Source organism: Paenibacillus sp. FSL K6-1558 (genome assembly GCF_038002565.1).
Taxonomy (GTDB): Bacteria; Bacillota; Bacilli; order Paenibacillales; family Paenibacillaceae; genus Paenibacillus; species Paenibacillus polysaccharolyticus.
This window is the reverse complement of the sequence record NZ_JBBOCV010000001.1, coordinates 5,525,941-5,549,383: the sequence shown is the minus strand read 5'-3', so window position 1 is coordinate 5,549,383 and position 23,443 is coordinate 5,525,941. Positions and strand designations below refer to the sequence as shown.

The following is a 23,443-nucleotide window of genomic DNA, read 5'->3' as shown; positions in this document are numbered from 1 at the left end:
AGTTTAACCATATGAAAATCGCAGTCATTGGGGCTACCGGAGGAACAGGAAAAAAAGTGATTGAACGCGCCCTTGCATTAGGGCATGAAGTTATTGCCGTTGCTCGTCGTCCCGAAGCCATTGCTCCAACAGAAGGACTTACCGTTAGAAAAGGGGATGTGTTCGATTTACCTGTTATGATTCAGGCCATTTCAGGGGCAGAAGCTGTCATCAGTTGTATAGGCCCTCCCCTCAATGTATCATCCACCTCCGCCAAGAAGGGCTTGGGTAATCTCAGTACCGGTTTAAGTACAATGAAGGCTAATTTCTCACCTGGTACGGTCATGTCTGTGGGAATTCCAAATATTATTTCGGCCTGTCAGCATACAGGGGTTAAACGTATGGTGATGCAGAGCGGCATTAATTTGAGCGATGGTAGAGAACTTTCTTATGTCAGCCGTCTCGCCGTGCATCTGATGCGCCGTATTTTTTGGAAGGCCATTCAGGATAAACATATTGCGGAACAAGCGCTCATTCACAGTGATCTCGAATGGGTCATCATGCGTGCATCCGTGCTCCAGTATGCGGAAGGAAACTTAGAGTATACGGCTGGACCACTCGCTCGCATCAATCCAGTTGCTGCACTTCCTTTTGCAGATTGTGCGGATGGGCTAGTACGTGCGGCAGTAAGCCAGCCCGATTGGACCGAGAAAATTGTGAATATAGGAAGATAGGTCGTTCGAATTGGAGGTTCGTTCAACTTCTTATATACTCTATGTAGGCCTTTGTACAAAACCAAAGAATCGATGCCCCAATAATGATGGAGACATCGATTCATAGCATCTAACTAGGAGGTGAATCATGAGTATGCAACTAAATAGAAAGTATATTACTATAGTTTTCAGCGTTGCCATTATTGCTTTTCCTATTATCATTGGATTTTATATGTTGAACAAGGTTGTTGATCCGGAAGAGATAATGATCACGAAAACTACAGTTTCTCCTGAGCTTATTACGATACAAGGTGGATTCGGAGACAGTATCAGCAAATATCACGGCTACAACATCTCACATCATGATCATTCACTATTCATCCAGATCAAAGGCAGCCAACTTCCGATTGGAGGTCATAACGACTTCAACATTTCATTAACTAATACTTATGGGAATATTGCTGAAATCTACTTAGTAGGGCACGACGACGCTAAAAGAAAGATTTGGCCTCAGACATAACGGATGCCTGCCTTCCCGTTGCTCTGACCACCGCATTTCCTATTACTGCACCTGCTTTTCGACCCACTCTTGCTTGATTCTGCGAATCTGGTTGAGATGGTTCTGCACATGAGCGACAAAACCCGGAATGATCGCAGCTAGAGATACTGTCTCGCCTTTGAAGTTAATGCCGGTTTTCTCCCATTCTTCATCGCTTAGCCGTTCCAGTAGTCCTGAATTGTACTGCACCAGACCATTAGCAATCGTAATCAGCTGAGAGATCTGCTCCTCATTTGCTTTTTGTCCAGCAACCCATGCATCCTGGTTAAAACCAGGCAGCGTCGCCGGTGATCCCGCTAATATTTCCCGGATACGAAAGGATACGACGATACTGTGATCCACCAGATGTGCCAGCACTTCCGTAACACTCCAGGAGGATGGAGAAGACTTCCATCTCAACTGCTGCTCGGTCAGACCCGTAATCTCCTGTTCAATCTCTTCATAAGCGTGTACATATGCCGATATGATTGATTCTGTCTTCACTGCTGTGTTTCCCATGGTTACCGCTCTCCGATCTATATAAGTTTAACTACAATGCGGATGATAGGAATTGCTGTGCTTACACCAGTTCTCCTGTAAATGCTTCTTTCAGCAATTGGAATGAACGTGCCCGTTGTTCAAAATTAGGAATAATCGTTGTAAACACAAAGCTGTTCACGCCGTATTCCTCAGACAGCTCGAGCAACCGCTTCCGCACCGTTTCCTTGGTCCCGCGTGTAATGTCCGCTTCGCGCTCCACCACCGTATACGTTTCTCCTGCCTGTCTTGCGAATTCTGCTGCCTGCTCCAACGTCTGCACATTCACGGTTTTACCGCTCGCCAGCGTGGCACGCACCGTTTTGTGCTGTCCCGCCAGCGCATTCGCCTCTTCTTCCGTATCTGCAGCAATGACCGACAAAGCTAGAATGGCTTCGGGCTCTCTGCCATGTTCCGTGTTAAACTGCGTGCGATACGTATCCAGTGCGGTCCGTGCCGTTTCGGGATCACTGTTGATAAACAGCGCAAACGCATACGGTAGTCCCTGCTTGGCTGCCAGTTCCGCACTGGAAACACTCGTGCCCAGCATATAAATACGTGCCGGCTGCCCTGGTAACGGATGAGCTGTCAGTCCTGGCTGTGCATGGGTTTCACCTGCCGGAGCATTCAGGAAGTTTCTCAGTTCTACCAGTTTGTCATCCAGTGTTTCCGGCTCGGCGATTCCCTTTTGTAGCGCCTTTGTGGAACGCGGCAAGCCGCCCGGGGCACGCCCGATCCCAAGTTCAACCCGTCCCGAAGCCAGTGTGGCAAGCACATTGAAACTTTCGGCCACCTTATATGGGCTATAATGCTGGAGCATCACACCACCGGAGCCAATCCGGATTTTTTGAGTCTGAGCAAGCAAATACGACACGAGCACTTCTGGCGATGATCCGGCAACACCTTCCGAGTCATGATGCTCTGCTACCCAAAATCGGTCATATCCAAGTGATTCTGCAAGCTTCGCCAGTTCTACGGTATTTTTCAACGCCTCCTCAGCCGACTGGCCCGGGAATATAATGCTTTGATCCAAAATCCCTAATGTAAATGACATATCTCTTCCCCCTTGGATATTCCTTAATCATGGTTCTAATCCCGTGTTCTTATATGGAGTACGCACTATCCGGCGTAATGCGTTTGAGAAACTGCTTCGTCCGTTCTTCCTTCGGATAGCGGAACAGCTGCTTCGGCTCTCCTTCTTCCACAATGACCCCGCCATCCATAAAGACAACATGGTTCGCCACTTCCTGGGCAAAACCCATCTCGTGAGTCACGATGATCATTGTGATGCCTTCCTCTGCAATCTGGCGAATAACCGCCAGCACTTCGCCTACAAGTTCCGGGTCCAGCGCGGAGGTCGGTTCGTCAAACAGAATCACCTCAGGGTTCATCGCCAGCGCCCGGGCGATCCCGACACGTTGTTGTTGTCCACCTGAAAGCTGGCTGGGGTATGAATCGAGCTTGTTCCCGAGACCAACCTTTTCAAGCAAAGCGACACTCCGTGTCCGCGCTTCCTCTTTAGCCACTTTGCGAACAGCGACAAGTCCTTCCATTACATTTTGCAGAGCAGTTTTGTGGCGGAACAGATTATATTGCTGGAATACCATCGCTGATTTTTGGCGTAAGGCATGGATGTCTTTTTTTGCGTGCTTGCCGTAATCCAAGGTAAAGTCCCCGAGTGTGATATGTCCGGAATCCGGTTTTTCCAAATAGTTCATACAGCGCAGAAGCGTTGTTTTGCCTGACCCACTAGGTCCCAAAATCGCAACAACCTCTCCGCGCGCCACATTCAGATTAATTCCTGACAGCACCTTATTGTCTCCGAAGCTTTTGTATATTTGCTTTAGTTCAATCATGACACGCCTCCCCGGTTGTACGACCTGAACCGCTTCTCTGCCACTGCGGTCAGTCTTTCAATTATGATGGTCAGACCCCAGAAAATGAGGGCTGCCGCCACATATGCCTCAAAAAATTTCCAGTTGGTCGATGCGACAATCTGCGCCTTGGCATTAATTTCGACCACCGATACCGCAAATGCCAGTGTAGATCCATGTAACATGCCAATCAGCATGTTAGAAATGTTGGGTAGACTGGCTGCAAAAGCCTGCGGCAAAACAATTCTGCGCAGCGCCTTCGTCGCTGTCATGCCCAGAGAATAAGCGGCTTCAATCTGCCCGCGATCCACCGCGAGTAAGCCCGATCTGACAATCTCTGACGCATAAGCACCCGCGGTAATCGAGAAGGACAGGTAAGCAAAGCCGATCAATGGAATGGACGATGAGTTGAACCCAAGTCCGAGTGATGAAGACACGCTGTCAATGATCATCGGCAGACCGAAATAGATCAGAAGCAGATGTGTGATCATGGGTGTACCGCGAATAAACGTAACATAGGCAGTCGCCAGCTGGCTTAGTAAAGGAACCCGAAACTGGCGGAGAAGCGCCACCACTGTGCCAATGATAAACCCGAGGACTACCGAGACCACCGTGATGGCCAGTGTAATCGGGATGACACCGAGAAGCTGCACGAAAGCGGTCCCTACAAAGGAAAGATCAAAGCTCATATCGGAGCAACCCCCCTCTTCTGCACTCTCCGCTCAAGCACACCGAACACCCTCTCCAGCACAAAACTCAAAACAAAATAAATGAGCGCCAGCGAGATATACGCTTCAATAAAATGACGAGAGATCGTTGCCAGTGTAGACGATTTGCCCGTCATCTCCATGACACCCACACTGAAAGCAAGGGATGTATCCTTCAGGCTGCCAATCACCATATTGGCGAATATAGGCAATGCCGTCACATAGGCCTGCGGCAATACAATCCGGAAGAAAGCTTGCGGGCCAGACATGCCCATGGCATAAGCAGCTTCGACCTGTCCCCGATCCACGGAAGCGACGGAAGCCCGAATCATCTCCACCATAAACGCTCCGCTATGGAGCGAGTAAGTCATAATGACAAAGTAGATGGCAGGTGCGCGGTTCGCATTAATCCCGAACAGACCCAAAATTTCCGGCACACCGTAATAGAACAAAAACAGTTGAATCAAAATTGGTGTTCCGCGAAAAAAGGACACATACAGCTTAGACAGCTGTTTCAGCACCGGAATATTGTACATCTGCGGCAGTGCTGCGATGGAACTGATGATTAGACCGAGCACCATTGCACTAACTACGATGAGAAGCGTAGTACTGATGGTGGGTAAGAGCTTTACAAAGTAGTCGATGACATAACTGAATTCAAATGGTGCACCCATCGTTGCGACCTGCCTTTCTTGTACGTGTTATTTCGTTTCCGATTGCGTAGCATCAAAGCCAAGCCACTGCTCACTCAGTTTCTTCAATGTACCGTCTGCCTTGATTTCCTTGAGTGCTTCATCGATACGATCCGCAAGTTTCTGTTCTTCAGAATCATCCTTACGGAACATAAACAGGGTATCCGATTCACTGAGTGGTGGACCCACCAGTTTCAGCTCGCCGCTCGGATCAATAAGTGGAAGCGTAAAGTCCGCTGCTACAAATGCCGCAACCCGTCCAGCCTTGAGCTGTGCGATGGAATCGTTGGCCACACCGCTTGAATACACAATATCTAGTGCATTGTTATTCTGCTTGTTGTAATTTTCCAGCAAGATGGCCTGGGCACTGGTTGCTGTCGTTAACACTTTTTTGCCTTTCAGATCATCAATGGAATGAATGGTATTGTCATCTTTGAGAACCGCGATTTTGTTCTTCCAGTGGGAATATGCTTCTTTATTGAATAGATATTTCTGTTCGCGCTCCGGGTTTTTCTCCATCTGATGCGCGACCATGTCAATTTTGTTCGTTTCGAGGCTGAGCAACAAGTTCGTGAACTCCATCGTCTGCAGGTCGAACTCGTAATCATCAAGCCGTTTATCAATTTCTCTGACGAGTTCTACATCGTATCCCGTCAGCTTGTTATTTTCGTCAATAAAAGCGACATTCGGAAATTGCGTGCCTGTTCCCACAATAATCTTGGTTGGTTCTTTCGCTCCGTCAGCTCCAGATGTTGTCTTCGTATCTCCCCCGGTACTGCATCCTGTGAGCGCCAATACGATTGCAGTTGTAAGTGTTAGAACAGACCATTTTTTCATGTTTTTCTCCCCCGTTATGTGTGCGATTATTTTAAACCACTAATTCTTACATGTTAACTAGGAATTAATTGATCTAAAAATAGCATTCCAACAGGAACACCGTCAACGGGTTTACTTATAGAACAATTCTATATATAAATAAAATATTCAATGGGTGCGATTACACCATACCTTAGCAGGACCGCAAGTGCCCACTTGCGATAATATAGACGACTTCTACATTAAACCTGATTCATTATCGTTATCTAACGTGATCTCGGAGAAACAAGCAAAAAACCTAACGAAGAATCGTTAGGTTCAAGATGTCCAACACCCTTATGAAAGTATAACTAGCCGCCCTTCTCCTTCACTTATCTTCTATATAAGTTGGACTAAAGATGTTTACACGGAGCACTCCGACGACAGAATAACCTTCCCATCGCTGTTATCCCCGGATTTTTTTGATTCCCTTTTCTTCAACTTATATAGTTATCTTCGACTTAACTTCTTAAATGCCGAGTACTCTTGCCCGGAGTTCATATAACTTAGTATTTTTTCCGCATTTAAAAAGATAATGAGTCCTCGTTCCATATGGTTCACCCTTATCTATTAGATTGGTGTTGCCTAGCTGAGCCCTTCTCCCTTTAAGATATCCTTTGAAAATTGATCCACAGCGAGCCAGGTAGACACATCTTCTTCTACATACTTCTTCCAAGCGATTACAACATGAATTTCACATATTTCATCGGATTCCATCTGTGACATGGGCACACTAATCCCTTTTCCAGAACTCAGGATGTACCCCTGTGCTTCAACATCAATACCTTCACCATAGGATTTCGGAATCCGATCCCCTTGGTTTCTCCTCATCATTAATAGCGTTCCGTCTTGTGTACCGATATGTAACTGATACGTTTGATTTTTATATTCAATCGCTTCGAGTCCTTCTCCAGTATCCGATCCACAGCTTGTCCAGTTATATCCCTCTTTCCACGAGGCTGTGAAGCTACACTCATCAATCCGTTGCCCACTCTTCGGTTGGATTCGAAATACAGCTCCCCAGCATTCATCTACTGCCTGATCGCAAGCAAGTTCTACATCCACTCTACAAATTGCGAGTTCGCAGTCCCATGAATCGTAGTCATACTTATACAACCACCCACCACTGTTGAGCTTGGCGCAATCTGTTGCAAGATAGGATTGGTTGGAGACCGAAAGTAAGAATTCCACGGTGCCCAGAGGTGTACATATAGATGGCATCGCAGGCATCGCCTGTTGAACGATGGTTTCTTTTCCATGAAAAAGCTTCATGATTCTCTTTCCTTCCTAATATATTGTTGAAAATACACCCTGAACACATCATAGATCTCCTGCATTTCCATGATCTCGTTCCGAAACGTATACCGAATCTCTTCACTTTGTTTGTGCTCAAGCTCCACATCGAACTCTTCAGCCTCGTATTTATTTAATAATTCATAGAAATATTCGCACTCCACTTTCACTGCCTGGTAAAGATCAGCATACTGTCCGGAAGCGAGCAGAAAGCTGGCCCAGGATATTTCTCTTCGATCGTACTTCATATACAAACAAGCGATGTAATGATCGTATAATGAGTTAAGATATTCATCGACGAAAGGTTCGGAGTGAATATATCTGTTAACGATTCCAATCGCGTCACCTTGATATTTCACTGTTGCTAATTCAATGATCCAGTATGGTGGCTTCTCATATTCCAGAATAATGTCATCACAAAAGAGTTGAAAGTGTTTGTACCAGATTAATTTACTCTCAAGCATGATCCCCAGCTTACAAGCAAACTCTTTGGTAGGTTCAATCTTCATAAATATATACTCCTTCTATACGCTCTAGTAGGATCAACGCTTGCCAATGAATAATGTCGTCTTAGTCCAATGAAGATTATACCCATAACGGTACAGCTCAAAGTATGGATACAGGCAGTTTTCTACTTCCTGCAAACCTTCATAACGGGGCCATTGCAAGTAATACGCTACCCAATAATCACAAGCAATAGAATAATAGGCTTCGCTTAGGATTTCAATCGCTTCATCGTAGTCACTGCGTGAGCTAAGGAGGTCTCCGAGAGCTTCGTAAACTGCCTCGCTATCTTCTTCGTCCGTGCCTTGGATGGCTCTTTGCTCTAACTTGCCAAGTTCACCCTGCGGTAACACAACCACTTCCTTCACACTGGCCAGATCTTGTAATGCTTCCTGAGCGATATCCGCTGATTCGTCATCTTCTGGCACAATGGAGAACAGAGTTTTCAAGCCTGCAATTAGCTCCTGACCCAGTTTTCGCAACGTTTCTTCGGGAGCAACCTCATGTCCACCATTGAAATACCCTGGCACATATTCACCGGTGAAGTCGCCAGGATTCAACATCTCATAGATTGGACGTATTCGGTCCAGAAAACGCTCACCGCCTGGAATCGGCTCAAACACTCGGTCAATACCCTCTCCCGATGGCATAAACCATTGAAAGAAGCCGTAAAGATGGTCTGCGTCAACCTGCTCATCCACTGCTGGTTCAAACTCTTCCCCGCCCATTGCTAATAAATAACGACCATAATCCTGCTGATCCATCCATATTCTCTCCCCTCATTTTTAAGCAGCCCTACCACTCTCTTCATTCTTCCGTAATATCTTCATCCTCCTTAATGTGCGAACCAGTCAATCTAGCCGCCTGCCATCGGAATCATCTCCTATTCTTCCCACAGTCTAGTGACTTTCTCTAATCTCATCCCGTCAAATTGCAATTGATAGATATCCGGTTTCTTCATCTGATTGATAAAGTCCACTCCGTACGTTGGATCAAAGGCATTTATCATTAACGTCATGACATGTCCGTGTGTGCCGATCGCTACTTTTTTCCCAGAATACTCTTTTAAAATCTGTTTCAAACCGCTCACAGCTCTATGCTGGCACACCTTGTTAGACTCGCCTCCGGGCAATGCATACTCAGGGTCAGCAAACATTCTTTCCGTAATCGCGCTAAAATCCTCATCCTCAACAGCCTCATCTGAAAAATGCCTTTCTCGCAGATCCTCCATGAGCTGAATATCTAGCCCCAAAGCCGTTGCCAGCCCTTCCAAAGTTAGAACAGCTCTCGCATACGGACTTGAAATGATGGTATGTATCCCTTCTTCCTTTAATATCTCTGTTACTTTAGCTGCATTCTCCCTGCCCTTCAAGGTAAGTCCTCTTGTTCTTTCCGTTCCTTCATTGTATGGCGACTCGGCATGCCTAACCATATAAATGATCGTTTTCATAAAAAAACTCCTTTGGTTTCATCTCCAAAATCCATTCATCTATCGGTTCTTACTCCTATAAATAATTTGCAATAATTCTCATTTATGTAATAGTAGAAGTGGAGAAAAGAATATCTAAGAGAGGATAAGCTAATGTTTTCATTCCAAAAGAGATCTGTTCTAATATTCGTTGTATGTATAGTCGTCGTCACTGTATCGATTATCACATATATAAATGTTCAATCCAAACCGGATCAAACCGTCTATACCGTAGTCAATCTCCCGACCAACTCCATCACCTTCAGTGAAGTGGAAAAGCTCGATGCTTTTGCTGAATTAATCGTGATTGGATATGCAACAGACGGGTTTGCGGATCGTGAGCATGTCATAACTGCATTTGATGATGGAACCATGCAATCCTTCCACACTAATACCAACATCAAGATTGAGCAAATAGTAAAGAAACCTGAGGATTTCCCTTCAGATCTGACCGAATTGACAGTTATCGAACCTGTTAGCCTGGATGGGAATGTCAAGTACACGGCAAATGATTATGTAGAACTGCAGAAGGATGAACCAAGTGTGCTAATTTTGCTGAGAAACTCCTATGGTGACTTCGGTTTGATTAATGATAACTCGGGAAAATTCAGCTTGGAAGGCGTAAGTCCATATCGCTTACCCGAATCCTCCACATCACAACAATTATCCGATTACCAAATCTTTTGGGATGCAGTTATGAAAAAATACCACCTGGAATAGGATTCAGCCCCAACATTGGGGCTTTTTCGTTTGAATTTATACTTAAAAGGATGTCACGGCAAATTTTACAATCGTTTATCTCGATCATATTCCGTCAATTTCTTTTCAATGAACGCCCATGCGCTGTTCAGATCACGGTGTACCCAATCAATGTCGTCAATAGGCTCGTCACTATATTCTCCCAAAATCAAAGTTCGTATTGCCTCTTCCGATTGCTTGCCTACAACAAGTGCTTCTGGGAAAGGAATTCTCCCAGACTTGGCTTTACCGATATCAAAAACACGCTCGATCAGATCGCCCCATTCGTAGACCAGCTCACTAAAGTCCAAAATCAAACCGTCTGGTTCCCAGGCTTCCACTGCTGCTTCTCCGATGGCACACATATAAATAGCATCTGAATTCCCAGATGAACCAAAACCATACTCACCCATGAATTTCAAGATCATGATGCTACAGTAATTAACGGCTTGGGAATCTCCCATATGCACTTCATATTTCAAATCACTAAGCTCTTCCAGCTTTAATTGCTTGGTTACAATGTCCATAATACCCTCCATATATAGCTACTTACATCCTCCATCCACCTCATGACAAGGCACATCTGATCGCTGAACTCAGTCATGATGAGTTGCTATTTTTCCATATAATTGTAAACATTGAAATCATTATACTTCACATAGAACCCTTCCTTGATAAGCTTCTGTTGTTCCTCCTCAATTCCAAAGGAAAATGCTGCACCTGGACCAAGTCCTGTTTGACTTACTGCAATTTCTTTCCCATTTGTCTCGTACAATTTCACATTTGTATCCGTATAAGTTTGAATTCCCTCTTCAGTAAAGTATCCATTATATATAAATACTCCCGAAGGATTGTGCATATTAAAGATCGTTCTAAACGAAAAATAAATATCGTTACCTCTGTTTACCACATCCAGTAGCAGAGTCGAGTTGTGAATCTCGGCTGCTCGGATATCTTTTTTCATGGGTTTATCGACATTAAAATTAATCCATTCGGGTTTCACAAAAATTTCAAGAGGAATATGTTCTGATCTCAGCGTGACGGTATACCCATCTTGGTTCAAAACCTTCTCTGTTATTGCCTCGCTTGTGGAGTCCGACTTGTAATACTGATAAATAAATATTGCGGCTACAATCAGGATAACCGTTGAAAGTACTGCCCATCTTCTGTTATTCATATCTGTTCTTTTCCTTTTCGATGCTTAACTAAGACTATATGCTCATCCCTTCAGCCATTTGAATTAAAGTTGCTGCGGACTGCTGCTGCCCGATCAGTTCATACTGTAGCGCTTTTCCGCTGCTTCCAACCTCAATCCAGATCAACCGGTCCATTCCGTGATTCGAAAAATAAAATGCTTCTGCGCCCCGAACGCGTAGCGGTTTCACCTGAGACAATTCATCCTCGGACAGGTAAACTCGGCTTTTCGTTGTCCCAAAAATGTGAAGGGTCAGTGCCCCTTCTCCTTGATACTGGATTCGGATACCTACAAGTTTGTTGTTTGGATGCAAATCGCGGATCACGACCTGCTGTCCTGTGATTCTGCTCTCTTCAGCCATAGCTTCAATCTCATCCGGTGTCAGATTATCGAATCCATAATAGACCTGAATGCTCTCAACCCCCGCATGGGCCGGAAACTGCGGTTGCCACTCCGTCAGCGTTTCATTCAACTGCTCCAGTCCGTGCTCCCATTCAACGGCAGCATAATTCGTCTGCTGGGTGAATTGGTGCTCTCCAGCATTTGCAATGTAGATGGCCTTTCCATCACCGGGTTTCAGAGTACGTATAATTTGATCTACGACGTAATCACTTTCCTGTGCTTCCATCTGAATTCTACCAAGAAAATCACCATTTTGATTATTAATATCCAACCATGATCACCCCTCAGATTTGATATGTATCAATCATCCAGGTCAGTGTACCTGCCACCTATTGAATTACATACGAGTCTCAGTCACACTATCCCGACTTCTTTTACACCCAATTATCTAATATTTATTCAAACATCTCTTCATGACGTTGCCCCGGTTCACTCATCATGTAATCATCGTTCACAATAAAAATATGACATTTCTTCTCTATCTTACCTTATGAAGAAACCCCGCGACAATGAATCGCGGGGCTCATGTTTGACATCACAGTTGTATGGCTGAGATGTCAGCATAGATGTGACTGTTTTAAAAGATGACATACATGGTTCAGTTTTTTTATTCCCCCACCATTTCTTTTAAATCCTCAATTGTATTTTCACTTGAGTATTGAGTATTCTTAAGAAAAACAATTCCATCAATTTGGGCATTCTTAAACAAGCAACTATCAATACTATTATCAATAAACTCCGAATGAGATAAATCAGTTTCACTAAATATCGAAGCTTTAATGTTCGAATTCATAAATTTCGCATGTCTAAAAGATGAGCCCGTAAAGTCCAATGACAGTATACATTCTTCAAAAATCACTTCATCAAAATTAAAAAAATGAATATCTCCATATTCCGTTACTTCGACTTTTTTAAAATGCTTTGTTCCTGAACGTACGAGATCTTTTAATGTTTTGATTGTCATTTCAGTTTCTATGATCATCCTGGATGACTCCTCTTTATTTCATTTCACTTATCGTTCCTTTGGCAATAGTCTTATTCGTTTTTAGTGAGAAACTGTTGCCGGGTTCCAACAGATGATTCGGCACTTCTTCTGAATTGTGGAATAGATAATACAGATCAGCCCTAGCTTCCCTATGTTCATCCGGTTGACTATGTAACTTCACGACAGCACTCCAGAGCCCGAATTGCAAATCTGGATCAACATCAAAAACGATAGGTGCCGAAAAGTCCTCCGTAATTGCTGCCTTCTGTCCGCCTTCTGCCTCGCTCAAAAAATACAAGCTAACAACCGCTACTTTCTTCATTGAAGACCACTTCCAATGTATTAGATTAATTAAAGCTCGATATATACCTCTTGTTTTTCCTCTTCGTTGTGAATCCGCCGAAATTCATACTGCTCTATTCCACCTATATTAATGCCAGAGAGAAAAGTTGGATCGAAAAACAGCACTTGTTCATTCTTCAACAATAACTTTTCTTTATACTCAGTAAGAAATCGACCTATAATATAATTCGTCGTTGATCATGAAACGCTTAAATCTTATGTTCTCAAGATCTATAACATTCGTAGCTTCCCTTGAATGAAAAACAATCACATTGAAATATTCCAGCAAGAAGTTAAACATAAATTGATACAAAGCTTGGATCATGACTTTCGTACAATCTGAATTACAACTCATATCCAAATCATATAACTCTACAACACCAAAAGGAGGCAATACATCCTCATAATCAAATTCATCATTCGATGTATCTGTAATGTAACTATTTGTGATCCACGCAATCTTTGGTGAATGCTCCTGATATAAATCAATCACTTTACATTGAAAGGACAAACTTTCATTATATTGGACATGTATATGTGCAATATTTTCACGTTCTCCTTGTGTGACCTTAATATGATGATTGACCACTAGTGCTTTGATTGCTGGAGACAAGTATTCCACATCTTTAAAGCTAAAATCTTTTTCTTCAAGAAATGTACTTACTCGCAATATTTCCCCTCCCAACATCCTTGATCCTCATTTTTACCACCCTCATTCTTTCTTTTGCATCACTCTTACGATTCCATCATGGAAGATTTCAATAACCTGCCTCTCTTCTCGATAGATCCATATATCGATTTCCAAATGTATTCTCATCCATTTCCTCATACGCTTTGTATGAATCCCATTCTATTCGACCATATAAATTGATTTTAAATTCCGCTTCAAATAACTTATATATTTCTTTTGACTGTTCATCGGTCATAACAATCACATCACTACCTAATGCTGCCAAACATTCTTCAAACAACACACTTGTTAATCTTTCCTCATTTTTTAGTTTGTTTCTTTTCAACAATGTCTGAAGCCTTCTTTTTCTGTCAGATGGCAAAGTTATCTTCCACTCTTTTCGCTGAATTCTCGTTTATGATCGAATACATTTTGAGGTCTTCGAATTTCCCTTTAATGAATATATGCTTTCTATATATCCCTTCAAACTCCATGCCTGCTTTCTCCATGACTCTTGAAGAACCCGTATTCGCTGATATACATCTAGCTTCAATTCGAACCAAGTCCATATGTTCAAAACCAAATTGGATTATTTTCTCCACACACTCCGTCATATAACCCTGTCCCCAATAATCTCTTGACAATGCGTATCCAATCTCAGCTTTGTGGTGATTGATTTCCCAGCCTACATAGTCGCAAGTTCCGATGATCTTGCCCGTTGTTTTATCTTGTATCCCCCATGGGCTAATCTGGCTTTTATTATATTTATCTATGATGAAATCAACAAAATTCTCGGTATCCTCTATTTTCATATGTGGATGCCATGTTGTATATTTGGATACTTCCGGGTCACTACAGTAAGAATAAATATCCTGCACATCATTCTTTTCAATTTTTCTAAGTATGGTTCTGGAAGTCTCAAGCACAGGTAAATCGTTGTAAACATCTTCAATCTTCATTTTCCACACCTCCGGTTTGTTGTTTGACTTTAATGCTAATCAACCATTTCGCTTTCGATTAATTTATATTGGTCATCAAATTCTTTACCCTTATTCAATCCATCAATTAACTTGAGAAGCCCATCCTTTCCTACCACTTTGAACCAACGGGTAACTTCGTAACATGCCAAGTTATAGTTAATCCAAGCCTCTTTGGTTCCATAATTATTAAATGCATCATGTGATCCCAGTGTTTGATAATCAATAGGCTTCTCGCCATTATTCGTATGTTCTTTCCATACGTCTTCGTTGTTGGCATATCGACCGTCTATCATGGTTGCCAGACCTTCATCAAACCAAGCAGGAACTTTGTCTTTATTATCTAATCTTTCTCTCAACTCTGCATGCGTGAACTCATGTGATATTACATTTTCATTTAATCCCTTCGGTCCTATAACTATATAATTCTTCCATGGATAATAGTACGTTTGACCCGTTATATTTTCCGCATATTTATTTAATGCACTCTGACTTAATGCAACTATTACATAGGGAGAAGCAACTCTACTGCCGAATATATTAATCACTTTATCTTCTGATGATCTGACAAACTCAAGCAGTTGAGTTTTCACGTCGCTCCCGGCGTCAGCTTCTATGAATACATTTTTTTCGATTTGTTCCATGGCTGAATAATCCACTAACACAGCATTCACAGGTTTTGCGTAGACTTTTAGAGAAACCGCTATAGTTGAAAATAGGAACAATACCATGATCAATCCAGCAATCTTGAATTTGCTTTTAAATAGCTTCATATGATCTCCATCCTCTTCGTGATTCTATGTAATTACGTTCTTGTGAATAATTCTAATACGAAATGACCCAGCTTTAGATCATTTTATCTTAGACTGGGTGTGTGTGATGGGATTCTCTCCCTTTATTCTACTTTAAGATGATCCCTTCATTTTATCGCCCGATAAAAGAGACCTAGAGCACCGGAATCAAAGGTTTTATTTTCAATAAGTTGAAGATTGATCTTCTGGTTGAGACCTTGGAATAACGGTAATCCACTTCCGATTAAAACGGGAGACACCGTAATTTTATATTCATCTATTAAATCAAGCTGCATAAGGTAGTGTGCGAACCTTGGACTACCGAGTATGACCATATCCTCACCTGGTTGTTGTTTGAGATTTTTGATCTCTTCTTCAATATTTTCTTTTACCAATCTGGAATTGTTCCACTCGACGTCGTTCAGCGTTGTTGAAAAAACAATTTTGGCGGTCTTCTCAATCCACTCGGCATGCTCCCGTTCATGCTGAGAAGCTGATGCGTCCGAACGTACAGACGGCCAGTAACCGTGCATCATCTGATACGTCCCACGTCCCCAAATGACCGTGTCAACAGTGCTCAGAACCTCTTTTGCGTGTTTCTCCAAATCGGCATCATAAGAAACCCAGCCAATATCCATCTCACCATTTGGTCCTTCTACATAACCGTCAAGCGACGAATGCAGAAATAAAACGAGTTTTCTCATCTTCACTTCTCCTTGTTTATGAGGGATATCTCCGCTAAATCTGAACTGAACTTGGGCATGATTCATCTTGTTTTCTCATATGGTTTGCTAACCACAAATGAAATATACGACGATTCCATAACGATGTATATCACGTTCTTCTATTTAATCTTCATCTCTATTAATAATTTCAACTGTTGATTTCGATGCATGAGGAAACGCTTCATATAAGACTTTAATATAAGTCTTTCGGTAACCCAGCCTATAATTCCAAACGGAGCAACCATAGTAAGCCGATCTTTCATGAGTGTCTTGCCGTTTTGTCCTTCAAAAATATGCTCATGTCGCAAGCTTTTAAACGCACCTTTCAGCATTTCATCTACAAAATAATAAGGGGCTTGGTATGCTGAGATTCTTGACGTTAACTTTTGCCTAATCCAAAAATGTCTAGCCTCGAAGGTTACCGTATCTTCATGATTTATTTTTCCCGAAGTAATTCCTGCGACAGCTTTCTCTTTCGTATGTTTCCACACCGTTTGTGTATGAACATCAATATCTCTAGCCATATCAAAACATAACTCTATTGGAGCATCGATTAGAATCTCTGTCTCAACTATAACCACTCCACAATCACCTCAACAAATACTCAAATCACCAATTCAATTAAGTTGCGGGACTCCTTCACTTACCTAAAGATCAATTCTAGTTTATCTATTCTTCATTTTTTCCATATGAATTTCACGCAATAATAAAAATAATGGTAGTCCGAATGAAACCCCAACGGTTAATGTTCCAATGATCGGTAACCACATATGCTTTACTCCAATTCGCTTTCCTTCATATATGATAAATCCAATCAAAACAACTGCTGATACTAACACATCCACCCAAGCAAACTCGCTAATTCGATTCTGTCTTGCTTCACTCAATAGCATTGTTAGATTGAATCCGTTTTCACCAATCCAAGGAATAAACGACATGTAAGGTAATATTATTCCTAAGATGGTTAACACCCCGAAGAAATACTTCAACCTCTCACCTCATTAATATATTATGTCCACCTAAATTCACATACTGGAAATGACTATCGTGCACCTTGGGAGCGTTCTAGAATGCCCACCTATGATCCTCTGGCAAACACTCATCACAGAGTAATCGATCATCGACAACCGCTCCGTTGTTTAGTTCATCTATATGATCCGGTTTTTCTCTGTCGGTTACCCACGAATTACATTTCGAACACCTTCCACAGTTCATACCCTCTGAATCAAGTAATATAGTAGAACTACTCTCCCATTTTAATTTTAGATTTTGCCTGACTGTAATTTCATTTTCAAGTTCTGGAATCAAATTGTCGCCAATTTCTTTGTATTCTTCATCACTCAGATCAATTAAATAAGCAACCTTAACAAGATACGTTTTCTTATTCATTTCCTTCCCCCATTGATTTGCCCTCTTCGAAAAAACTAAACCTCAATGATTCCTACTGCAGTGTAGGGATAATCAATTTGCTTCTTTACTACATCTGCCTCTTCTTGGCCTATAAACAATTCAATTAAATATAGTCCCAAATCAATCGATGTTGCTACGCCTCCAGCAGTGATCACGTTTCCATCTTTAACGATTCTCGTTTTAACTACTTCTTTACAGTAAGGCTGAAGTAATTCATATACATTCGGATGGGTTGTGGCTATCTTGTCCTTTAAGAAACCGGCAGCCCCTAACAAAAGTGAACCCGTACAAACCGAGATTTTGTAACTTACAGATTCGGCAGTTCGAATCCAATCTACAAATTCATTATCTTCTTTTAGTTTTCTAGTCCCCATGCCTCCTGGAACAAAAACAAGGTCATATTGAGATAAATCAGGTTTTATGACATTCACCTTTACGCTCATCCCAAGTTCATCCGTCACTTCCTCAGTCAATCCACAGATGTCCCATGTCGTTCCTTTGGTTTGGTCAAATAAGTTCAATCGATAGATAACGTCATAGAAACCAACAAAATCAAGAAATGTTACTCCATTGAATAAAATAAAGGCCATCTTCATAGAATCATTCCTCTCCAATCGCCTGCAGTAGAGGATGGAGATCTCTCCCTCTCACTCGATTTAATCAATCACAGGCTCCATAAAGTTTTCATCAGGATTTGCAACCTAAAGGTCTTCACCTATGTAATTCAAGTCTACATCCTGTTTTATCTTCAAACTTGCCAGCTTCAAAAATAAAGTCATTCACTTTTTTAAATCCGTTCTTCTCAAGGACCTTTAACGAGCCTTTATTGCTCGCCAAACAAGCACTTCTAAGAATTTGAAGATCCAATTCATGAAATGCAAAGGCAATAGCCTTTTGGGCTGAGATTGTACCTATGCCTCGGTTCCAGAAAGGAACTGCAATCCAGTAATCCAACTCTGCTGTTTTCTCAGTTAGGTCCACAGCATTTATAGACATGACACCCGCAAATTGATCATCCGATAAAATAGTAAATACATAAGATATCCCTTGTTCACGTCTAGCCATCACCATGTTCACCCATGATTCTCCTGCTCCGTCTGGATAAGGATAGGGAACATTGCTTGTCTCTGAAATTTCAGGGTAACTTGCGTATTGCTGTACATATTCAGCATCACAAGGTAAGACAAAGCGAAGCGTGACTTTCATAAGAATCATCTCCTTTTCGGGCTTTTGAATGATTCTAGGGTTGCTTCAAAATCACCAACATCCAGAAAATTATGATTGTTCCTTAATCGGTCCTCCTATGTATGGAGTCTTCCCATTCCAATAATCAATTACATGATTCCACCATCGTTTTGATTCTGGTTTTAAACATTTTTCAATTTCACTATACTCAATTTTCTTATCCGATAATTGGTTCTGTAATGATTCCAGAATACCGACTGTAGCAAATTCTTTAACAAATGAATCTCCATTCGTATGAAGCTCTTCAATGACTTCGAATAGTGCATCGAATTCATCCGTGTTTTTACGTTGATAACACTCAATAACATGTTTGACGAAGTCACTTATATCGACATAGATCAATTTCGCTTCCCCAAGTTCATAGTTCTCTTGGATGTACCGTTCATATCTATCCTTATAGGAGGGCACGGCTATTAATAACCTGTCCATGATTTCTTCTTTTTCAATCATTGTCGTATTCACCTTCGTTCCAGGTTCGCATCTCTCTAACATAGGGTGTGACTGCAAAACAATCTTCCAGATCGCTCTCATCTTGAGACCAGTAATTAATGGTATGGATATGTAACTCATAATCTTTACGTAGATTTTGTTTTATTCTATTCCATAGTTTGTGACCATCCATTCCTTTTCCTTCGGAAAGGTAGTCATCCAATGAAGAGATCATAATGATCATCAGTGTAAATTTCTCATTGTCGTTTAATTGATGATTCTCGTAATACGTAATAAATTCATCTAATCTAGATGCATCAGCCGACGTATACTCCCAGTCCTGTGAAAATGGAGTGAGTGGCGGCAGATTCAACTTTTGTATGAGACTTTCCATGGATGCTTGTTCAACATATTTAGGAGTAGCCTCCTTCATCTGTCCCACCTCACATTCATTTTGAATTTCTGAAAGCAGCCATTGTATGTAAGGCATTCTCGAAATAGCGATATACTTCCTCTGCATTTCTTAGAAACTCTTCAACAGGTACATGACAACTATCCAAGTAACAAGCATACAGATATTCAACTAAAGCGGGGTCAATCTCGCAATAGTCTAATATAGCATTTTTCATCCTAGTTATGTCGTCTTCCCATATCCCTGTATCTTCGATAATCAATGAGTATAATGCACGAAGTAATCGCTTCGAGTAACCTTTAGTATATCTAGTTTTCAGCGCGTCATCACTAGCATTAGCAAGTGAACGATGTATACGATCCACTTCCTCCTTGGTATCTGTATTTAAGTCTAAGATGAATTCCGGAGAAATGATGATCGGGGGTACTTTTTCACCAATGTCCTCCCCATGTATGCAAACACAAATGATTTTAACCCAAAAACCCCAATCATTCGGCCTACTTAATACATCATCCATCGAGCAAATGATTGTATCCATCTTAGTGACAAACGGGTATTCTTCCAAAAGCTTATCCTTGATATTCGACAATCTTTCGTAATCAATATCTTCGGGTTTTGCACATACAATCGTAAAGTCTGCATCTGACTTATAAGGTTGAGCCGTTCCTTTGGGAATCGAGCCACACATATAAATGCTATGAATCTTATCTTTGAATTCGTTCAGGATATGCTCTACATACGTATCAACCAAATCCTTATATTCACTTTGTATGGTGATTTGATTTATAACTTTTTCTAATATCATATGAATTCCTCCTAAACTAAGAACTTCTTTCAGCTATGTGTCCGGTGAATTTCTCTTGCTTGACATGCCTCTACTATGGTTTCTTTAAGTATTGGATCATTCCTGCACCATAACTTTCATTGGGTCTCTCCATGAATCCAAATTTCTTATAAAAATCCTCTTTACCTTTTGCCGACATGAGTCCGACTGAACTTCCTGGCGGATACGTACTTGTAATATACTCCATCAGTTCCGCCATTATTTATTGCCTAAACCTAGCCTTTGATAGGAAGGTAACACGATAATATCTTGTATGTAAAAAGTAAACCCACCGTCGCCCACGATTCTTCCATATCCTATCGTCTGCTCCTCAACCTCTATACAGATGGAATATAAAGTGTTCTTTAATCCACGTTCGATGGCCTCTATATTATCAGGATTACCCCAACCCACGATCTCCCTCAGATTCATATAATCTTCTACACTAATTTGTTTTTTGAGTATTTGTACTTCCATTGAAATCACCTCCGCTAAATTTATGTTGAGATTCCCTGCAATCCTCTACTGCACTTTGAATTCTTTGGATTCACTCGATAAGCTCATTTTCTTTTGTTTGCCATCATTATTCATCATAAATTCGACATTCGTTTTAACTTTGTAATTGCCTGGCTGGTGGATAACGAATTCATAATATTCCTTACTTCTTTGTTTTTGTCCATTATTTCTATATTCTTCACCAGAACGAATCTCCACCTGATAGCCAATAGCGTGTTCTAATAACACATTTCCGTTTGGAAGGATTCTTTCGCCAGCTTCATTATAAATCTCATAACTAAACATACCTGAGCCATGAGATATCTCCACTTTCTTTTTCGATGAATTTTTCAAATACCCTACGATTTGAAAGGGTTTGTTGACCTTAACATTTTCAATTTCATCTATTCCAACCTGAAAGATTGAGTTAGAAGGATCTTTTTCATTATTGGGCGAACAGGCAGGCAAAATTAAAAATAAGATCAAGATCATTATTTTTACATTTAATTTTATCATTAGATACATTCACCTCAGTAGCCAAGCGTGACATTTTTATGCGATGTTGCCTGTTTAGATTTGCTTTCCAAATCTGTGTTTTAAATAGTACTTCAACCCAGCACGATCTACATCTGAAAACTGTTTTTGATCTTCTATCATCATGTTATAGACTTCTTCAACATTTTCCCATCTGATATTTGTAGTTTCATCTCCTACTTCTAAGAGATTGCCATCAACCTTACATATAAAATACATCCCCATAGAATCAACTGGACCTTTTATTGTTTGATATACACAATAAGGTTCTAGACACTCAACTTCAAAATCGGGATTAATCCCACGTGTATCTATACGCTTTTGACTACCTTCCACTTCAATAACAGTCAAACCTGTTTCTTCGAAAACTTCTCGCCTCAGACCATCTAATATGGATTCGAATAATTCTAATCTTCCACCTGGCAATTCTAATGATTCCTCATTCTTTTTATTTCGGGTCTGTATGATTATTTCCGTATTATCGTCTCCTTTACGTTCGACAATTGCTCTTGCATTAACATAGAACATCAAGCATTCTCCTTTTTTATGTCGATCTCTAGTGATACTACAGTAGCTTCGCATAACATTCCTGTATTAAAAAATGACCCAACCATAGATAGCTCTTATCTTAGGCTGGATCGTTTGTTGTCTGAGCTTCCTTCCATGATTAGCATCTGACAATCAAGGGTGATAAACCTGCATCGTGAACACTAGTTTATAGGATTTTAGCGTTTTCTTTGATACTTTGATGTACCATAAAAATTTTAAATTTGTATCCCGTTCTTTTCCTATCGTAATCAACTAAAGGTTATCCATAGGAATCACATAATAAAGAGATTCGGCAGACACATCGAATCCTATGGACTGATACAGACTTAATGCACGTCTATTTTGAGTAACTACACTCAAGCGGATTGGAGAGTACTCTTGATTTTGCAAGAACTTAACTACCTTCGAAAGAATGTCACGGCCATACCCTCTCCCCTGAAATGCAGGAAGCACACAAAAATCATGGATAATGGCAGTATTCGTATGAAGACAATTCACTCTAATCATGCCTAAGGGTGTCAGACGGTCCATAGCAATATACGTAATACGTGATGACTCTTTAGTATGGCTCAGATATTCCCTAGTCCAAGACTCGGAATCTCCAAAAGCCTCAGACAAACACGTAATCATAAACTCTAAGTCCTGTTCTTCAGCCAATCGCAGATTAACGTCCCCAACACATAATTCTCTATCTTCTATGCCCTTGAAGGTCATAGAGAATTCGGATGAACTAAAGCTAGCCCCTAAATGTGTTATACAATTAATACCTGACTCAGAGTTTGATGGAATTCTGAAACGGCAAGTACGAATACCCTGCATTTGCATCTCCGCCGTTGCCCTTTGAAGTAATTCCCGAAAAACACCAGAACGGCGGGATTGCGGATGAACCATACTATTAATATTGGCTTCCATCCCATCTGATGAATACCAACTCAGAAAACCGACTAACTGATCTTCGTGGTGGCAAAGAAAAGCATGATCTCCATCAATCTCTTTAAGGCTTTCGATCCCCACCCTCAAACTTGAGTTATCGTATATCTTGCACAACTGTTCTAGCATCTTAATTTGATTGATCTTTTCATTTGAAAAGTCATTCATTTTTATAATTTGATATTCTTTCACTGGTTGCCCTCATTAAGAAATAAACACGCAGTTTATGGACGAGTAGGCGCTATCCCTCTAATTTCTGTCCGACTATTCATGATTACCATTTGAACGCCTCCTTGATAAGCTATGTATACATTATTAATTTTATCAAGAGAATAATCAATGTTTTCAGGATAATTAAGTGCTTTGCGATTTTGCTACTCATTTGAGAATTTTAATATCAATAGGTGTTTAATTGATGTTAATATTTACGATGATTTCCTATAACGTTGTTGTATTCATGAACCCGAAAGGTTTAAAGGAGCAAAGCGAATGGGCGCTCCGCCACTTAGCCTTGCAGGAGTGCCTGCCGGAATCGACTTCTTCGAAAATCCTCGCGCAAACCAAGGAGCAATAGCGACGCGGCGTAGATATATTGTTACACGATGTATCCGCCTTCTTTGAAGTACCTACA

The 23,443-nt window shown here is 41.3% G+C and carries 35 protein-coding genes; 3 read left to right on the top strand and 32 right to left on the bottom strand.

Going from position 1 to position 23,443, the window contains the following annotated elements; translation table 11 throughout:
* Positions 1–11: 11 nt before the first annotated feature.
* Together MHI38_RS23985 and MHI38_RS23980 are read left to right on the top strand one after the other, a co-directional pair.
* Entirely contained in the window at positions 12–713 is a 702-nt protein-coding gene (locus MHI38_RS23985; protein WP_154887204.1) for an NAD(P)H-binding protein, read from the top strand.
* 127 nt (positions 714–840) lie between these two features.
* Complete coding sequence (locus MHI38_RS23980; protein ID WP_154887206.1) at positions 841–1,212, top strand: hypothetical protein; 372 nt, start codon at positions 841–843, stop codon at positions 1,210–1,212.
* Between the two features lie 42 nt (positions 1,213–1,254).
* On the opposite strand, the gene MHI38_RS23975 is transcribed toward MHI38_RS23980, so the two are convergent.
* The 10 genes from MHI38_RS23975 to MHI38_RS23930 form a co-directional block, all read right to left on the bottom strand.
* Positions 1,255–1,749, bottom strand: coding sequence for a DinB family protein (locus MHI38_RS23975; RefSeq protein WP_154887208.1), 495 nt, complete (start codon positions 1,747–1,749; stop codon positions 1,255–1,257).
* A 61-nt stretch (positions 1,750–1,810) separates the two neighbouring features.
* Positions 1,811–2,821 (bottom strand): MsnO8 family LLM class oxidoreductase, encoded by a 1,011-nt coding sequence (locus tag MHI38_RS23970; protein WP_154887210.1) that lies wholly within the window; start codon positions 2,819–2,821, stop codon positions 1,811–1,813.
* A 49-nt stretch (positions 2,822–2,870) separates the two neighbouring features.
* A complete protein-coding gene (locus tag MHI38_RS23965) occupies positions 2,871–3,623 on the bottom strand; it encodes an ATP-binding cassette domain-containing protein (RefSeq protein WP_154887212.1) in 753 nt (250 codons plus the stop codon).
* Positions 3,620–4,330: an ABC transporter permease subunit gene (locus MHI38_RS23960; protein WP_154887214.1), complete on the bottom strand. Its 711-nt coding sequence runs from the start codon at positions 4,328–4,330 to the stop codon at positions 3,620–3,622. Before MHI38_RS23960 ends, MHI38_RS23965 begins: the two co-directional genes overlap by 4 nt.
* Entirely contained in the window at positions 4,327–5,022 is a 696-nt protein-coding gene (locus tag MHI38_RS23955; RefSeq protein ID WP_154887216.1) for an ABC transporter permease subunit, read from the bottom strand. The genes MHI38_RS23960 and MHI38_RS23955 overlap by 4 nt, the downstream gene beginning before the upstream one ends.
* A gap of 27 nt (positions 5,023–5,049) precedes the next feature.
* Positions 5,050–5,877, bottom strand: a complete 828-nt coding sequence (locus MHI38_RS23950) for a transporter substrate-binding domain-containing protein (protein WP_154887219.1) — start codon at positions 5,875–5,877, stop codon at positions 5,050–5,052.
* Between the two features lie 603 nt (positions 5,878–6,480).
* On the bottom strand, positions 6,481–7,167 hold the full coding sequence (locus tag MHI38_RS23945) for a hypothetical protein (protein ID WP_308722212.1): 687 nt from the start codon (positions 7,165–7,167) through the stop codon (positions 6,481–6,483).
* The gene (locus MHI38_RS23940) at positions 7,164–7,697 is read right to left on the bottom strand and encodes a hypothetical protein (protein WP_154958406.1); all 534 of its coding nucleotides are present in this window, start codon (positions 7,695–7,697) and stop codon (positions 7,164–7,166) included. The genes MHI38_RS23945 and MHI38_RS23940 overlap by 4 nt, the downstream gene beginning before the upstream one ends.
* Positions 7,698–7,730: 33 nt before the next feature.
* On the bottom strand, positions 7,731–8,456 hold the full coding sequence (locus tag MHI38_RS23935) for a hypothetical protein (protein ID WP_253496128.1): 726 nt from the start codon (positions 8,454–8,456) through the stop codon (positions 7,731–7,733).
* A gap of 119 nt (positions 8,457–8,575) precedes the next feature.
* Positions 8,576–9,142: a histidine phosphatase family protein gene (locus tag MHI38_RS23930; protein WP_154887227.1), complete on the bottom strand. Its 567-nt coding sequence runs from the start codon at positions 9,140–9,142 to the stop codon at positions 8,576–8,578.
* Between the two features lie 132 nt (positions 9,143–9,274).
* Between MHI38_RS23930 and MHI38_RS23925 the strand changes: the two genes are divergently transcribed.
* The gene (locus MHI38_RS23925) at positions 9,275–9,880 is read left to right on the top strand and encodes a hypothetical protein (protein WP_154887229.1); all 606 of its coding nucleotides are present in this window, start codon (positions 9,275–9,277) and stop codon (positions 9,878–9,880) included.
* Positions 9,881–9,945: 65 nt separating this feature from the next.
* Here the strand turns inward: MHI38_RS23925 and MHI38_RS23920 are convergent, their stop codons facing one another.
* The 22 genes from MHI38_RS23920 to MHI38_RS23815 form a co-directional block, all read right to left on the bottom strand.
* Positions 9,946–10,437: a hypothetical protein gene (locus MHI38_RS23920; protein WP_341181787.1), complete on the bottom strand. Its 492-nt coding sequence runs from the start codon at positions 10,435–10,437 to the stop codon at positions 9,946–9,948.
* Positions 10,438–10,511: 74 nt separating this feature from the next.
* The gene (locus MHI38_RS23915; protein ID WP_341181786.1) at positions 10,512–11,075 is read right to left on the bottom strand and encodes a hypothetical protein; all 564 of its coding nucleotides are present in this window, start codon (positions 11,073–11,075) and stop codon (positions 10,512–10,514) included.
* 34 nt (positions 11,076–11,109) lie between these two features.
* On the bottom strand, positions 11,110–11,766 hold the full coding sequence (locus MHI38_RS23910) for a hypothetical protein (RefSeq protein ID WP_308722215.1): 657 nt from the start codon (positions 11,764–11,766) through the stop codon (positions 11,110–11,112).
* Positions 11,767–12,102: 336 nt separating this feature from the next.
* A complete protein-coding gene (locus MHI38_RS23905; protein ID WP_154887238.1) occupies positions 12,103–12,477 on the bottom strand; it encodes a pentapeptide repeat-containing protein in 375 nt (124 codons plus the stop codon).
* Positions 12,478–12,493: 16 nt separating this feature from the next.
* Positions 12,494–12,802, bottom strand: a complete 309-nt coding sequence (locus MHI38_RS23900; protein ID WP_154887241.1) for a hypothetical protein — start codon at positions 12,800–12,802, stop codon at positions 12,494–12,496.
* A gap of 180 nt (positions 12,803–12,982) precedes the next feature.
* Positions 12,983–13,492 carry a hypothetical protein gene (locus MHI38_RS23895; RefSeq protein ID WP_341181785.1) on the bottom strand — a complete coding sequence of 170 codons (510 nt, stop codon included), beginning with the start codon at positions 13,490–13,492 and terminating at the stop codon, positions 12,983–12,985.
* An 88-nt stretch (positions 13,493–13,580) separates the two neighbouring features.
* Entirely contained in the window at positions 13,581–13,838 is a 258-nt protein-coding gene (locus tag MHI38_RS23890; RefSeq protein ID WP_341181784.1) for a CDI toxin immunity protein, read from the bottom strand.
* Between the two features lie 25 nt (positions 13,839–13,863).
* Entirely contained in the window at positions 13,864–14,451 is a 588-nt protein-coding gene (locus tag MHI38_RS23885) for a GNAT family N-acetyltransferase (RefSeq protein WP_341181783.1), read from the bottom strand.
* A gap of 35 nt (positions 14,452–14,486) precedes the next feature.
* Complete coding sequence (locus MHI38_RS23880) at positions 14,487–15,242, bottom strand: hypothetical protein (protein WP_341181782.1); 756 nt, start codon at positions 15,240–15,242, stop codon at positions 14,487–14,489.
* Positions 15,243–15,388: 146 nt separating this feature from the next.
* On the bottom strand, positions 15,389–15,964 hold the full coding sequence (locus tag MHI38_RS23875) for a dihydrofolate reductase family protein (RefSeq protein ID WP_308722220.1): 576 nt from the start codon (positions 15,962–15,964) through the stop codon (positions 15,389–15,391).
* 140 nt (positions 15,965–16,104) lie between these two features.
* Complete coding sequence (locus MHI38_RS23870) at positions 16,105–16,566, bottom strand: SRPBCC family protein (RefSeq protein WP_308722221.1); 462 nt, start codon at positions 16,564–16,566, stop codon at positions 16,105–16,107.
* 84 nt (positions 16,567–16,650) lie between these two features.
* Entirely contained in the window at positions 16,651–16,956 is a 306-nt protein-coding gene (locus tag MHI38_RS23865) for a DUF2834 domain-containing protein (RefSeq protein ID WP_341181781.1), read from the bottom strand.
* 94 nt (positions 16,957–17,050) lie between these two features.
* A complete protein-coding gene (locus tag MHI38_RS23860; protein ID WP_341181780.1) occupies positions 17,051–17,374 on the bottom strand; it encodes a hypothetical protein in 324 nt (107 codons plus the stop codon).
* A 35-nt stretch (positions 17,375–17,409) separates the two neighbouring features.
* Positions 17,410–17,991, bottom strand: a complete 582-nt coding sequence (locus MHI38_RS23855; protein WP_341181779.1) for a DJ-1/PfpI family protein — start codon at positions 17,989–17,991, stop codon at positions 17,410–17,412.
* Positions 17,992–18,106: 115 nt separating this feature from the next.
* A complete protein-coding gene (locus MHI38_RS23850; RefSeq protein WP_341181778.1) occupies positions 18,107–18,601 on the bottom strand; it encodes a GNAT family N-acetyltransferase in 495 nt (164 codons plus the stop codon).
* A 69-nt stretch (positions 18,602–18,670) separates the two neighbouring features.
* Complete coding sequence (locus MHI38_RS23845; RefSeq protein WP_341181777.1) at positions 18,671–19,090, bottom strand: DUF7674 family protein; 420 nt, start codon at positions 19,088–19,090, stop codon at positions 18,671–18,673.
* Positions 19,083–19,502, bottom strand: a complete 420-nt coding sequence (locus tag MHI38_RS23840) for a hypothetical protein (RefSeq protein ID WP_341181776.1) — start codon at positions 19,500–19,502, stop codon at positions 19,083–19,085. The genes MHI38_RS23845 and MHI38_RS23840 overlap by 8 nt, the downstream gene beginning before the upstream one ends.
* Before the next feature lie 16 nt (positions 19,503–19,518).
* The gene (locus MHI38_RS23835) at positions 19,519–20,286 is read right to left on the bottom strand and encodes a nucleotidyltransferase domain-containing protein (RefSeq protein ID WP_341181775.1); all 768 of its coding nucleotides are present in this window, start codon (positions 20,284–20,286) and stop codon (positions 19,519–19,521) included.
* A gap of 237 nt (positions 20,287–20,523) precedes the next feature.
* Entirely contained in the window at positions 20,524–20,781 is a 258-nt protein-coding gene (locus tag MHI38_RS23830; protein ID WP_341181774.1) for a GNAT family N-acetyltransferase, read from the bottom strand.
* Between the two features lie 45 nt (positions 20,782–20,826).
* Entirely contained in the window at positions 20,827–21,315 is a 489-nt protein-coding gene (locus MHI38_RS23825) for a hypothetical protein (RefSeq protein WP_341181773.1), read from the bottom strand.
* A gap of 54 nt (positions 21,316–21,369) precedes the next feature.
* Positions 21,370–21,861, bottom strand: a complete 492-nt coding sequence (locus tag MHI38_RS23820) for an NUDIX hydrolase (RefSeq protein WP_154887270.1) — start codon at positions 21,859–21,861, stop codon at positions 21,370–21,372.
* Positions 21,862–22,134: 273 nt separating this feature from the next.
* A complete protein-coding gene (locus MHI38_RS23815) occupies positions 22,135–23,004 on the bottom strand; it encodes a GNAT family N-acetyltransferase (protein WP_154887272.1) in 870 nt (289 codons plus the stop codon).
* Positions 23,005–23,443 lie beyond the last annotated feature (439 nt).